This window comes from Vibrio breoganii (assembly GCF_024346795.1).
In the GTDB taxonomy this organism is placed as follows: Bacteria; Pseudomonadota; Gammaproteobacteria; order Enterobacterales; family Vibrionaceae; genus Vibrio; species Vibrio breoganii.
Map to the genome: position 1 here is coordinate 1,204,296 of NZ_AP024864.1, position 14,204 is coordinate 1,218,499.

Annotated in this window: 11 protein-coding genes; 6 read left to right on the plus strand and 5 right to left on the minus strand. The window is 47.6% G+C overall.

The window, feature by feature from the left end; genetic code table 11:
- Positions 1-119: 119 nt before the first annotated feature.
- Both OCU35_RS05680 and pepT read right to left on the minus strand, forming a co-directional pair.
- Positions 120-662 carry a hypothetical protein gene (locus OCU35_RS05680; protein WP_261825817.1) on the minus strand — a complete coding sequence of 181 codons (543 nt, stop codon included), beginning with the start codon at positions 660-662 and terminating at the stop codon, positions 120-122.
- 134 nt (positions 663-796) lie between these two features.
- A complete protein-coding gene (gene pepT, locus OCU35_RS05685; protein ID WP_261825818.1) occupies positions 797-2,026 on the minus strand; it encodes a peptidase T in 1,230 nt (409 codons plus the stop codon).
- 347 nt (positions 2,027-2,373) lie between these two features.
- Between pepT and OCU35_RS05690 the strand changes: the two genes are divergently transcribed.
- From OCU35_RS05690 to OCU35_RS05710, 5 genes are all read left to right on the plus strand, one after another.
- Complete coding sequence (locus OCU35_RS05690; RefSeq protein ID WP_017030498.1) at positions 2,374-3,039, plus strand: GntR family transcriptional regulator; 666 nt, start codon at positions 2,374-2,376, stop codon at positions 3,037-3,039.
- Positions 3,040-3,057: 18 nt separating this feature from the next.
- Entirely contained in the window at positions 3,058-3,945 is an 888-nt protein-coding gene (gene prpB, locus OCU35_RS05695) for a methylisocitrate lyase (protein WP_261825819.1), read from the plus strand.
- Between the two features lie 77 nt (positions 3,946-4,022).
- Positions 4,023-5,162 carry a bifunctional 2-methylcitrate synthase/citrate synthase gene (prpC, locus tag OCU35_RS05700; RefSeq protein WP_261825820.1) on the plus strand — a complete coding sequence of 380 codons (1,140 nt, stop codon included), beginning with the start codon at positions 4,023-4,025 and terminating at the stop codon, positions 5,160-5,162.
- 12 nt (positions 5,163-5,174) lie between these two features.
- Positions 5,175-6,626 (plus strand): bifunctional 2-methylcitrate dehydratase/aconitate hydratase, encoded by a 1,452-nt coding sequence (locus OCU35_RS05705; RefSeq protein ID WP_017030500.1) that lies wholly within the window; start codon positions 5,175-5,177, stop codon positions 6,624-6,626.
- Positions 6,627-6,639: 13 nt separating this feature from the next.
- Positions 6,640-8,517: a propionyl-CoA synthetase gene (locus OCU35_RS05710; RefSeq protein WP_017242735.1), complete on the plus strand. Its 1,878-nt coding sequence runs from the start codon at positions 6,640-6,642 to the stop codon at positions 8,515-8,517.
- 547 nt (positions 8,518-9,064) lie between these two features.
- Here the strand turns inward: OCU35_RS05710 and cpdB are convergent.
- A complete protein-coding gene (gene cpdB, locus OCU35_RS05715; protein ID WP_102455054.1) occupies positions 9,065-11,026 on the minus strand; it encodes a 2',3'-cyclic-nucleotide 2'-phosphodiesterase in 1,962 nt (653 codons plus the stop codon).
- A gap of 123 nt (positions 11,027-11,149) precedes the next feature.
- Positions 11,150-12,061 carry a 1-aminocyclopropane-1-carboxylate deaminase/D-cysteine desulfhydrase gene (locus tag OCU35_RS05720; protein WP_017030503.1) on the minus strand — a complete coding sequence of 304 codons (912 nt, stop codon included), beginning with the start codon at positions 12,059-12,061 and terminating at the stop codon, positions 11,150-11,152.
- 123 nt (positions 12,062-12,184) lie between these two features.
- Between OCU35_RS05720 and OCU35_RS05725 the strand changes: the two genes are divergently transcribed.
- A complete protein-coding gene (locus OCU35_RS05725; protein ID WP_065209951.1) occupies positions 12,185-12,565 on the plus strand; it encodes a GtrA family protein in 381 nt (126 codons plus the stop codon).
- Between the two features lie 37 nt (positions 12,566-12,602).
- Here OCU35_RS05725 and OCU35_RS05730 read toward each other — a convergent pair whose 3' ends face one another.
- A complete protein-coding gene (locus tag OCU35_RS05730) occupies positions 12,603-13,994 on the minus strand; it encodes a peptide MFS transporter (RefSeq protein ID WP_017028801.1) in 1,392 nt (463 codons plus the stop codon).
- Positions 13,995-14,204: the final 210 nt, after the last annotated feature.

Genomic DNA, 14,204 nt, shown 5'->3' on the forward strand with positions numbered 1-14,204 from the left:
TCTCTATCAATCTGAAAGCATGACACTGCGGATTCGCAGGCATGTTTATTTGATAGATATAATACCTAAGAGTTCCATTTTATGCTTACCACTACACGCCACTTTGGAACGAAAACTGCTCAATCTAAGCTTGCAAAATAATCGCCAGATTCTGTGAACTTAATCACTTTACCTAATACACGTTTACCATCTTCACGTGTACGGCGGTATTGAATGTAGCGACTGTGCTCTGGGCCAAAGCTAATGTGTATTGGCCTATCTGAACCGTAATAGTAGAGACGGTCAAAGGGCAGGTGCTCGGTGATGAATTTCGCGACCAAATGCATCTTGTCTTCAAAGCCCTTTACCCACAAATCACAGGCTGCGCCGTCTCGAGTGCAGATTCTATTCCCTGCTAGGTTAAGCTCACTTGCAGCGTGCTGATCTTCTTTCGGGCCAGTATCACGAGGACTCATGCGCTGTATATAGCGGTTTAGTTCACTGCTGTTAAAGCCATACGAGATAGTGACTTCGCCAAGCTGCGCTTCAATGGGAACGAGTATCTGAGAGGCCAGTTGCTCTAGGCTTAGTTTAGAGTCGGGGTTTGGTGCATTGTCACCAACATATTCTGGGTGAGCCTGCTGATGCCAATGGATGAGCTTATTGTAGAGTGGGTGGTTCATAGAGTGATGCGATTAGTGATTGAATACAGATAGATTAGCGTTAAAAGCGACCTAGAGTGTCTTTTATGTACAGTGCATGGAAAAGTGCCCAGCGAAAACTGGGCACTTTTGAGTGCTGTGACCTGATAGGCACTCTACTGCGGGCGTTTAGCCGTATTCTCTGCAATCTTCACAATCACCTTCACCGCTTGTTTCATGCCATCAATGCTGACGAATTCATGAATGCCATGGAAGTTATAGCCGCCGGTAAAGATGTTTGGACACGGCAAGCCCATAAAGGATAAGCGAGCGCCGTCAGTACCACCGCGAATAGGCTTGATGTTTGGCTCGACATCGCAATCAATCATCGCTTGCTTGGCAATATCGATGATGTGCGGGTATGGCTCTACCATCTCACGCATGTTGTAGTAGCTATCGCTAATCTCGAGTTCAACATGCCCGTTAGTGAGTTGGCTATTGAGCTTGTCAGCTTGTGCTTGCATGAAGGCTTTACGGCTTGCTAGTCCATCACGGTCAAAGTCACGGATGATATAAGAAAGCTCAGCCTTAGCCACAGCGCCAGTCATTGAATTAAGGTGATAGAAGCCTTCGTAGCCTTCAGTGCATTCTGGTGTTTCTTCACTAGGCATCAGCATTTGAAATTGCGCTGCCATGTTGATGGCATTAACCATTTTATTCTTTGCGGTGCCTGGGTGGACGTTAACACCGTGACAAATCACTTTTGCCGATGCCGCATTAAAGTTCTCATACTCAAGTTCGCCAACAGGGCCGCCGTCTATGGTGTAGGCCCACTCGGCGCCGAATCTTTCTACATCAAATAAGTTGGCTCCGCGACCAATCTCTTCGTCTGGAGTGAAACCAATGCAGATGTCGCCATGTTGTATCTGTGGGTTGGCCTTAAGGTAAGCCATTGCTGTGATGATTTCGGCTATGCCTGCTTTGTTGTCTGCCCCCAGTAGGGTGGTACCGTCAGTCGTGATCAGGCTTTGACCATGCAGTTTGTCGAGATCAGGGTATTGAGACGGAGTGAGTACCTCTCCTGAATCGCCCAGTACAATCTTGCCACCTTGATAGTTGTCGACAACCTGCGGCTTTACATCTTTACCTGAAGCGTCTGGCGCGGTGTCCATGTGGGCAACAAAGCCAATGGCAGGGACATCAAAATCGACATTAGAAGGAAGGCGAGCCGAAATGTAGCCATTGTCATCGAGAAGCACATCACTAAGGCCAAGCTCGCGCAGTTCGCTTTCTATCTGCTGTGCCAGAACGCGCTGTCCCTCCGTGCTTGGGCACTGCTCGTTTGCACCATTCGATTGAGTATCAAAGCTTACATAGCGCAAGAAGCGCTCAACTAAGTTGTCCATTGTTCTACTACCTTATTCGTTCTTTAGCCCAACAGTATCAGGCTAGTGGCGGCAAATTGAGTTGCGATATATCAGTTTTCAGTAAGTTTTGAAAAATTAACAAGCAAGGTGTTGATGGATTCAATCCAGTCTTTGCCCATTAGAACAACCATTATCCAATAAAGCGGCCCTTCAAACCTCTCATGCAATGCCTAGACGTTCCTGACCTAGTAGTGTGATCTGGCGCATTGTCCAAGGCGTTTCATATTAGCCTTTAGTCTAAATTGTAAACAATTTGATTGTAATTAGTGATTAATGAGCCTATTTTTTAACCATAAATTACAGATTGTCGACAATGTGAAGTGGAAATGAATATTCCCCAATTAGTAAAAGACTCAACCAAATCAGAGAATCTTACCGAGTTTCTTATTGAAGCTGTGGTCAGTGGTGACTTAGCTGAGGGCAGTAAGATCTCAGAACCAGAGCTCGCCAAGCGCTTTGAAGTGAGCCGCGGTCCATTACGTGAAGCCTTGATGCGTTTAGAAGGGGTAGGGCTGATTGAGCGCATCCCGCATGTGGGCGCTCGAGTTATTAGCGTGTCTAAGCAGCACTTGGTGGAACTGTATTGTGTTCGCGAGTCGTTAGAGGGCATGGCAGCAAGGTTGGCCGCCAAGCACATTACCGAGCCAGAACTAGAGCGATTAACTCTGCTACTTGAAGCGCACGGCGATCACCTTGCCAATCGAGATGGGGAGTCCTATGCCCTGCAGCAAGGGGATTTCGATTTTCATCATCAAATCATTCACGCCAGCCGTAATTCGCACTTGATAAAGCTGTTGTGCGGCGAGCTGTATCACTTAATTCGAATGTATCGTTACCAGTCTCCTAGAAGACATAACGATCCGCACAAAGCGCTACTAGAACACCAATTTATCTTAGAAGCGATTCGAAACCGCGATGAGGAACTGGCCGAGATACTGATGCGTCGTCATATCTCTGGTAGCCGTCGTCTACTCGAATCTGAAATTGATTGAGCCATTGAGGACAAGATAATGAGCCAAGGAAAGAAGTTTAGACAGGCGGTGTCGGACAACCATCCATTACAGATCGTCGGCACCATTAATGCGTATTGTGCGTTGATGGCAAAGCAGGTGGGGCATCAAGCGATCTATCTGTCGGGTGGCGGTATTGCCAACGCCTCTTACGGTTTACCGGATTTAGGCATTACCGACCTTAACGATGTGCTGGTGGATGTGGAGCGTGTGACCAATGCCTGTGACTTACCCTTGCTGGTGGACATAGATACGGGGTTTGGCGGGGCGTTCAATATCGCCCGATGCATTAAATCCATAGAAAAAGCCGGTGCAGGGGCGGTACACATTGAAGATCAGGTGGCGCAGAAGCGTTGTGGTCATCGACCAAATAAGGAAATCGTTACTCAGCAAGAGATGGTGGATAGGGTTAAAGCCTGCGTTGATGCGCGCATCGACCCTGACTTTGTGATTATGGCTCGCACCGATGCACTGGCAGTAGAGGGCATGGACAAAGCCATTGAGCGTGCCATTGCCTGTGTTGAAGCGGGAGCAGACATGATCTTCCCTGAGGCCATGAATGAACTGGGTCAGTATCAAGCCTTCTCTAAGGCTCTGCAGTCAGCAACGGGAAAGGCAGTGCCTATCTTGGCCAACATCACTGAGTTTGGTCAAACGCCACTGTATCACTGCGACGAGTTAGCAGAGGTGGGTGTGGACATGGTGCTGTATCCATTGTCGGCGTTCCGCGCGATGAACAAAGCGGCAGAAATGACCTACATGCATTTGTTAGAGCAACGAAACCAAGAAGCCCTGCTTGGGGATATGCAGACGCGAGCAGAGCTGTACGACTACCTAAATTATCACGACTTTGAAGACAAGCTGGATAAGCTATTTCGCCAATCGTGATACCGGATTAATGAAAAGCCTGAAGCGCGTAGTGATAGAACAGCAGTAAATGCGCAGACGGGATACAAGGAGTGATTATGCCATTAACAACTACCGCGCCAATTGGAGGCGCAGGACTGCGAGGCCAATCGGCCGGTGTTACGTCATTATGTACCGTGGGTAAATCGGGTACGGGCCTTACCTACCGAGGGTACGATATTTCAGATTTAGCCAAGCATGCGGAATTTGAAGAGGTAGCCCATCTGCTATTGCGCGGACATCTGCCTAACCAAACCGAGCTTGATCAGTACAAAACAGCCTTAGTGGCGCAGCGCGGTCTGCCGGATGCATTAAAGAAAGCCCTTGAGCTGATTCCTGGGACGGCGCACCCGATGGATGTGATGCGAACCGGTTGTTCGGTATTGGGTAACCTTGAACAAGAGCAAGACTTCTCACAGCAACAACAAGCCACAGAGCGAATGTTAGCGCTGTTTCCGGCGATGATTTGTTACTGGTATCGCTTTAGCCATGATGGCGTGCGAGTAGACACCGAAGATCAGTCTGAGTCTTGTATTGGTGGTTACTTCTTAAAGCTGCTCACAGACAAATCCCCCTCAGAGCTTCATAAGCAAGTGATGCACTGTTCGTTAATTTTGTATGCAGAGCATGAGTTCAATGCCTCAACCTTTGCCGCTCGCGTGTGCGCCTCAACCCTTTCTGATATTCATTCTTGTATTACGGCGGCCATTGGTACTTTACGTGGCCCTTTGCATGGCGGAGCAAATGAAGCGGCGATGGAGATGATTCAAGACTGGAAAAGCGCGGAAGAAGCAGAGCAAAAAATCCTGCAAATGCTAGAAGCGAAAGACAAGATCATGGGCTTTGGTCATGCGGTTTATCGCGAGTCAGACCCGCGAAATGCACTGATTAAGCATTGGTCAAAGGTATTGTCTGAATCCGTGGGTGATACCAGCCTTTATGCTGTGTCGGAGCGCGTTGAATCGGTGATGAAGCGAGAGAAAGGCTTGTTCTGTAATGCCGATTTCTTCCATGCCTCGGCCTATCACTTTATGGATATTCCCACCAAGCTGTTCACGCCAATCTTTGTGATAAGCCGACTGACGGGCTGGGCGGCGCACGTTTACGAGCAGCGTGAGAATAACCGAATCATTAGACCAAGTGCAGATTATACCGGCCCTGAGCATCAAGACTGGTTACCTATTGAGAAGCGTAAATAAAAGGAATTTATTATGAGTAACAATGTAGATATTAATGAGCGCCAAGCCCCTGATGAACTGTTGGTGACCATTGCCGACTATGTAATGAACACCGAAATTGAGTCCAGTGAAGCCTACGATACCGCGCGAAACTGCTTAATGGATACCATTGGGTGTGGCTTGCTTGCGCTTCGCTTCCCTGAGTGTACCAAGCATCTAGGCGCAGTGGTGCCGGGAATGCAGGTTGCCAATGGTGCGCGCGTACCGGGTACTTCTCATGTGCTAGACCCAATTACTGCCGCCTTTAATATCGGCTGTATTGTGCGCTGGCTTGATTTTAACGATACATGGCTCGCTGCTGAATGGGGGCATCCATCGGATAACCTTGGCGCAATCTTGGCAGTGGCGGATTATTTAAGCCAGGTAGCAATATCTGAGGGCAAAGCCCCTTTGACCATGCGCGATGTGCTAACCGCAATGATCAAAGCGCACGAGATCCAGGGCGTTCTAGCGTTAGAGAACAGCTTTAACCGTGTTGGTCTTGATCACGTACTCTTGGTGCGCGTTGCCTCAACTGCCGTGGTGACCAAAATGCTGGGCGGTAATCGTGACCAAGTCATTGATGCGTTGTCCCATGCATGGGCGGATGGCGGAGCATTGCGTACCTATCGTCACGCGCCTAATGCGGGCTCTCGTAAGTCTTGGGCTGCAGGTGATGCTACCTCGCGTGCGGTGCGCCTTGCGATGATCACCATGAAGGGTGAGATGGGCATTCCCACTGTGTTGTCTGCGCCAGGCTGGGGTTACTTTGATGTTCTGTTTAAGGGTGAGCAGTTTAAGGTGAATCAGCCGTTTAACAGCTACGTGATGGAAAATGTTCTGTTCAAGATCTCTTTCCCTGCTGAGTTCCACTCTCAAACGGCGGTAGAGGCCGCGGTGACCTTGCACAGTGAGGTAAAAGAGCGCCTTGATGAGATTGAGCGTATTGAAGTGACCACTCATGAATCGGCCATTCGCATTATTTCTAAGGTGGGCGAGCTGGCAAACCCTGCAGATAGAGACCACTGCCTGCAATACATGATTGCTGTGCCAATGATTCATGGTGACCTAATTGCAGAGCATTATGAGGATAGCTTCCATAAGGGCGATCCACGCATAGATGAGCTTCGCTCGAAGATGAGCATTGTAGAAGACTCTCGTTATACCCAAGAGTATCTTGACCCTGAGAAGCGCTCTATTGCCAACGCCATTCAGGTGTTCTTTAAAGATGGGAGCTCAACGCAAAAAATTGAGGTTGAATACCCAATTGGTCACCGTCGCCGCAGAGAAGAAGGCATCCCTGTTCTTGAGCAGAAGTTCTTGAGCAGTCTGCGTACCCGTTACCCAGAAGCTAGCTGTCAGAAAGTCTTTGCACTATGTAAGGATGCTGACCGTTTAGAGCAAACCCCAGTTCAAGAGTTCATGAATCTGTTGGTCATCAACTAATTGGAGACAGGCTATGTCGAACTATCAGGATGAATATAACAATGCTGCGACTAACCCTCAGCAGTTTTGGAAAGAACAGGCTCAGCAGATAGATTGGTTTACGTTTCCTACTCAGATTTTATCTGATGATGAAAATGGCATTGAGCGCTGGTTTGCTGACGGCGAGCTGAATACCTGTTGGCTTGCTCTGGATTACCACGTTGCCAATGGCCGAGCCAACAACACGGCGCTGATTTACGACTCGCCAGTCACGGGCACCAAAAAGCGCTATTCCTATGTTGAGTTGCGTGATCAGGTGGCAAAAGTGGCAGGCATGCTCAGCAATCTTGGGGTAGAGAAGGGTGACAGAGTCGTTCTTTATATGCCAATGATCCCTGAGGCAGCAATGGCGATGCTTGCTTGTGCCAGACTCGGCGCTATTCATTCTGTGGTGTTCGGCGGTTTTGCGCCTAATGAGTTAGCCGTGCGTATTGAGGATGCTGAACCAAAGGTGGTTTTGACCGCCTCCTGCGGCATCGAAGTGAACAAGGTGCTGGAGTATAAGCCATTGGTGGATAAGGCGATCATGGATAGTCGCTGGAAGCCTTCAAATGTAGTGGTATTCCAACGTCCTCAAGCCTTGGCAGAGCTTGGGCATGAAAGAGATCTTGATTGGCAAACAGCGGTAAGTGCTGCCAAGCCTCATGACTGCGTTCCCGTTAAAGCTACCGACCCGTTATACATTTTGTATACCTCAGGCACCACAGGTAAGCCTAAGGGCGTGGTTCGCGATAATGGCGGACATGCGGTCGCGATGAAGTACTCGATGAGCAGTATCTACAATATTGACCAAGATAGAGTATTTTGGGCCGCATCGGATGTGGGCTGGGTGGTTGGACATTCGTACATTGTGTATGCGCCGCTGATTCATGGCTGTACTACTTTGCTATTTGAGGGCAAGCCAGTAAGAACCCCAGATCCGGGTGCATTTTGGCGAGTGTGCGAGGAGTATCAGGTTCAGGCGATATTCTCTGCGCCAACGGCGTTTAGAGCCATCAAGAAAGAAGATCCGCAAGGGGTTGAGCTGGCAAAATACGACCTTAGCAAGCTTGATACCATCTTCATGGCAGGAGAAAGGCTAGATCCACCTACGCTGGAGTGGGTTACTGAAATGACTCATAAGCCAGTTATCGATCACTGGTGGCAAACAGAAACCGGCTGGGCGATCGCCGCGAATTTAACGGGTATTGAGATGATGCCGGTTAAGCCAGGTTCAGCGACTGTTCCTGTACCGGGTTATCAAGTGGAAATACTGGATGAATCGGGAGATCAAGCAAGTGCTAACCAGCAAGGTTATGTGACCTTGAAACGCCCATTACCACCGGGCTGCTTGCCAACGGTATGGCGCAATCACGATAGGTTCCAATCTGGGTATTTGAGTCATTTTGATGGGTATTACCTATCAGGTGATGGTGGCTACATGGACGAAGACGGCTACCTGTTTATCATGGGTCGTATTGATGATGTGATTAATGTAGCTGGGCATAGGCTATCTACTGGTGAAATGGAAGAAGTGGTCGGTGGACACCCTGCCATAGCAGAATGTGCGGTTGTAGGTATCCATGACGACCTTAAGGGTCAGAAACCCCTTGGCCTGGTGGTGCTCAAAGACGGTGTGTCAGTGGAAGATGCCGCTCTTGCTTCTGAGTTAGTTGGCAAGGTTAGAGCGGAGATTGGAGCAGTAGCCTGTTTTGACCAAGCGTTGGTGGTGGATAGGTTGCCTAAAACTCGTTCCGGCAAGATTCTACGTCGCGTGATTCGTCAGATTGCCGACGGTGAGCAGTACGTGGTGCCCTCTACGATTGATGATCCGAGCAGTTTGACTGAGATTGAGAGGGTGTTGGAGAGGTGAGGGCTAGAATGCAATGTAAAATAGATGCCCGATAGGAGCGCTCGGGCATGACGGTTACACCAAATAGTGCAGACTTCACTAAGGCGTCATCCTGATGAAAATCAGGCTCTTAGAGAGCACAAATTAGATGGGCAATCTCCAAGATCCCGGATAAGTTCTTCGAACTTTCCGGGATGACGTTTTTATTTAACGACTTGCGCTGTAAATTAACTCTACTTAGTACGGTACATCTAATACAAAGCAGATGTTCGATAAGAGCACTCGAACATGACGAGTCTTCCTATGTCATTCAGGCAGTTTTTAAGGTTCTCTGAACTTCTTTGGATGGCAATTAGAACGCACAATACTCAAATATACCGTCATTCCGGCGGGCTCTTAGCCGGAATCTTAGGTAGTTCAAAACTACGTATTGTGCGTTCGAAGACCCACTGTCTCAGCTGAATCTCGGACCACATAAACCTAAGTAATGTACCTCCCAAGATTCTGGATAGCGACAAAGTCGCTTCCAGAATGACGATTGTTCGACTACTTTCCCTTCAAACTAACCCTACTTAGTAAGATCAATCTGATACAAAGCAAACCCACTTTCATCAGTAGCAACTTGCTTCATAGGGTATTGGCCCTTGTCCTTGATGAACTGCGCTGCTTTTTCACTTGGTGAGGTTTCAAAGCGTACATCCAGTTTGGTGTCGGTCTTAACCGGAGCAAAACGCCAGTTGTTGTCTGCGCTTGGGGTTACTTCGCCTTTGTCTGCACTTACTTGTGAGATGTAGTTCGCAACGATAGTGCGGTTTTCATCTGGTGAGTCGAATGCGATGAAGTCAGGGCCTGTGCCTGGGAAGCTGTTGCTGTAGGCACGGTAGTTGTTGGTGGCGATGATGAAGTCTTGCTTCATATCGATTGCTTTACCTTGGTAGGTTAGGCCAACAATACGCTCAGACTCTGGGTTGATCACCTTACAGCTTGCGTCGTACTTAGCAGGCTGAGTTACATCGATTTGGTATTCAACGCCATCAATCACGTCAAAGTTATACGTTCTGAAGTTATCCCAGTCGATAAGACCTTGCGGCTCGGTGCTGTTCACATCGATTTGGTTGAATTGACCGGCGCTACATTCAAGCCACTCTTTTACTTCGTTACCTGTTACCTTAAGCGCTACTAGCGTATTCGGGTATAGGTACAAGTCAGCTGCATTGCGGAAGGTCAGCTGGCCTGATTCTACCTCAGTGAAGTTAGCAGGATCGTTCTTGCGGCCGCCTACTTTAAATGGTGCAGCCGCTGAAAGTACAGGCGTTCCGTCTAGATCAGGGTCACCTTGAATAAAGCGCTCAACGTAATCTTTTTGTGCAAGGTTAACAATCTGAATGGTTGGATCGTCTTGTACAAGTGCAAGGAAACTGTACATCACATCGTTTGCTTTACCAATAGGTTGGTTAACAAACTCACGCGTGCCTTTATGATCTTCTTCTAGTGCTTTCACAATGCCCGCATCAGGTTCAGCTAAAGATTTGTTGTTCGCCGTATCAAAGATTGGGCGCGCTTCAGATTGACCGTCAGTCACTACCCATTTGCCGTCTTTTTGTGCCAGAGTTAAGTCCATAACACCCACGTGGCTGCCCCAGCGACCTGGCATAACAGCGGTTACACCGTTGATTGTACCTTTCTCGTTATCGATGCCTTGGATGTTATCAAAGCCTTTGCCTGGGAATACTGCGTGAGAGTGGCCAAAGGCGATAGCATCAATACCTTCAACTTCTGATAGGTAGTATGTGGAGTTTTCTGCGCCTTGTTTGTACGGGTCTTGAGATACGCCAGAGTGAGGGATCGCGACAATGATATCAGCGCCTTCTTTCTTCATCTGAGGGACCATCTTTTCAGCGGTTTCTTTGATGTCTTCCGCGTAAACACGGCCTTCTAGGTTCTTCTTGTCCCATACCATGATTTGCGGTGGTACGAAGCCGATGTAGCCCACTTTTACCTTGTGAGACTCGCCGTCTACGTCAGTAAAGGTATGCTCTTTGATGATGTAGGGCTTAAACAGGTGCTCGCCGGTTTTTTTGTCAAACACGTTGGCACTGATGTAAGGGAATTTGGCATCGTTGATGGTTTCAAATAGAAACTCAAGGCCGTAGTTGAATTCGTGGTTGCCGATGTTACCCACATCGTAATCAAGCTGGTTCATAGCCTTGTAGACAGGGTGTACTTCACCCATTTTGATGCCTTTTGAAGCCATGTAGTCACCCATTGGGCTGCCTTGGATCAGGTCACCATTGTCAACCAATACACTGTTGTTTACTTCGGCGCGCGCTTCTTTTACTAGAGTTGCAGCACGAGCAAGACCGATTTTCTGTGATGGAGAATCTTTGTAGTAGTCATAGTCCATTACGTTGGTATGAATGTCGGTCGTTTCGATAATACGAAGCTTGATTGTGTCTGCCATAGCAGGGCCAGCCATTGCTAGCATGCCACCTAAAACGGCCAGTGAAATTGGTTTGATTGATGTTCTCATTGTGCGCTCCACGCCAAAAGAGTGATAAACGCGCTAAATGTAACAAATTGCGAGGAAAGGACGGTGATTTAGTGTCAATAGGCCGCTATCTTATTGCGATTCTGCGACCTATCTCACGACTCTTTAAGCGGGTTGAACGTCGAACTTACGTAAGTATCTAGGTAGCATGGTTTCATTGCCCAAAATGCCACCTTGGTGAACATACAGTACATTGATGTCTGGATTTTCGTCCATCCATGGCAGTAGGCAATTCCACATATAAGGGTCGTACAAAAGGTCAAACTCGACGTTGGTGATTTTCTCTAGTTTCTGCCAAATGCGGAATTCACTTTCATACAACTTGCCAAAGTGATGCTTGTAATTAGCAGACAATACGGTAGGAAAGTCCTTGCCACCGAGTTCTTGCCATTGAGAGTGAAGATACTCGTTGCCACCCACACAGGCGCAGGTGAGCACTGGGATTTCATGTTGCTTGAGGTGTTTGTGTAGATAGAACGCGGTCGTGCCAGTGCCAGAGGGAAGGGCGATAGCAAATTTTTGATTGGGGCGATAGCGAGTCCAAGTGAGTAATTCGCTCGCTAGCCCTTTAATGCCTTCTTCTGACAGGTAAGAGCGCCCGCCTTCGGGGATCACCAGACAATTTACCTCTGGTTGTCTGACGTCTCGAATGTAATCAGCAGGATGAATACCTTCTGAGAAGGCGCTGTCACATTCTATGATATTAGCGCCAAGTTCGAGAGCGCCTCGGTAGTTGCCTCGAGGGTTGTCTTTAAGCCACTGCGGAATGCGCTGAACGTAGAACTCCAGCTTCCATTTTTTGATTTTACACAGCGCAGCCAAAGAGTAGAGAGAGTTGGCTTGTATGGAACCGTAACCGATAAGGGTATCAATGCCAGCATAGTCATCTTGTAACAACCGCATGAATTTTCTAGCTTTATTGCCAGAAAAATGTTGATGTAGTTGGTCATCGCGTTTTAAATAAAAACAGTGGTCGCGAAAGATATGTTGTGTAACTGGACTAGTATCAAGTTTCATAGGTGTGCTTAGCGATCATTATAGGGCAAGTCGAATCAGCAAAAGTCGGTCATCTTAGTGTTATTTGACGCTTAAACCAAGATGATTTGTTCACATTAATACGAATTTATATAAAGGTATGGAATGAAAAACGGACGCTTTTTGCGTTTTGCTAAAGTCGGCGCCGTAGGTTTTGTGGTGGATATTTTAGTATTTTCGATATTGGTTTACGGGTTTGGCTTACCCACCATGTTATCGAGAGTACTTTCATTCATTGTCGCTGCCACCACGACTTGGCTCGGTAATCGCTTATATACATTCAAGAGTACCTCAGATCGCTTTGGTCAATGGAAGCGTTTCTTTCTTTCTGCTTGCATCTCAATGCTGCCTAACCTGATGGTGTTTAAAGGCTTACTGCTTTTTCTTGGGGAAAACCCCATTACTCATGTTATTGCGTTCGTGTGCGGTGTTGCGGCGGGCCTAGTGAGCAATTATCTGCTTAGCGCCCGATGGGTCTTTCGATAAAAAAGGGTCGCTAAATGCGACCCTTAGACGTTATCAATTATGCAGGAAGAGTTTGTGCGTCGTGCACTTTATCTTCTGTAGTGTCCGGCTTGCTTTCCGCACCGTGCATCCATTTAACTAGCGTGTTCGACATGAACAGTAGAATAATGCCCGAAACGGTTGCCGCTACAGCAATGCCACCAAAGATAGACATAGCGCCGTAGTCGCCTACGTGAGAGCCAATGAAGCCCGCTACGTAGTTCGCAATGGCGTTGAAACCAAACCACGCACCCATTAGCAATGATGCTAGGCGAAGCGGAGCCAGTTTGGTCACCATAGAAAGGCCAATTGGAGAGATACACAGCTCACCTAAGGTATGGAAGAAGAACGCGCCGACCAACCAAAACATTGAGGTCTTCACGGTCTCATCACCACCTTGTTGAAGCACTGCGCCTACCATGAATAAGAAGCCTACTGCTAGGAAGAACAGCGCTAGAGCAAATTTCACTGGCGAGCTCGGCTCACGTTTACCAAGTTTCACCCATATCGCAGCCAACAATGGCGCTAGTAGCATGATGAAGAACGGGTTTAGCGATTGGAACCAAGCTGCAGGGACTTCAAAGCTACCTAACATGCGGTCAGTGTATTGCTGGGTGTAGATGTTCATCAAGCCGCCAGCTTGTTCAAAACCTGCCCAGAACACGATAACGAATAGACCCAGTACCATGATAACTTTCAAGCGATCAGTTTCTTGTTTAGTCAACGGTGCTTTCTGCTTGTTGCTGTTTCTTTGCTGCGCAAGTTTAGCGGCAGGAACAGTACCGATTTTGCCTAACCAAGAATGGCCAAGGCTTACCTGAAGTACCACACTCAGTACCATACCGATGCCCGCTACAAGAAAGCCTGCATTCCAACCGTAAGAGTTAGCCACACTACCGGCAACAACACCTGCGATAAGCGCGCCAAGGTTGATGCCCATGTAGAAGATGGTAAATGCACCATCACGACGGTTATCACCTTCTTCATAAAGGTCGCCAACCATAGTAGAAATGTTTGGTTTAAATAGACCGTTACCTAGGATAAGTAGCGTTAGACCAAAATAGAAAGTGGTATGAATATCAAGTCCAAACGCATGGTTAGGCAGTGCTAATGAAAATTGGCCGAGGGCCATTAACACACCACCAATAAGAACGGACTTACGTTGTCCTAAGAAGTTATCTGCAATCCAGCCACCAATAAGAGGAGTAATATAAACTAGGCCAGTATAGATACCGTAAAGATCAAGTGCTTCCTTAGTGCTCCAACCAAGACCGCCGTTAAGCGTGGTGTCTGTAAGATAAAGAACAAGGATGGCACGCATTGCGTAATAAGAGAATCGTTCCCATAGCTCGGTGCTAAATAGGAGAAATAGGCCGCGCGGATGGCCTAAGATGTTTTTTTGAGTAGTCATAGTTGTGTCTGTATATAGTATTTTTAGTATGAACGCAGTTAGGTATACAGGGATGAAGGCATCACATCAATGACCGTAAATTGCATTAAATATGCACATTTGGTGATTAAGTTGTTGTTTTGTAGAGGTTAATTGGAATAAATAGCACGTGGATCATGTGCTGGAAAGTAACTTTCCATTTTTGCCTATCAAAAATTATCCAGAGAAAAA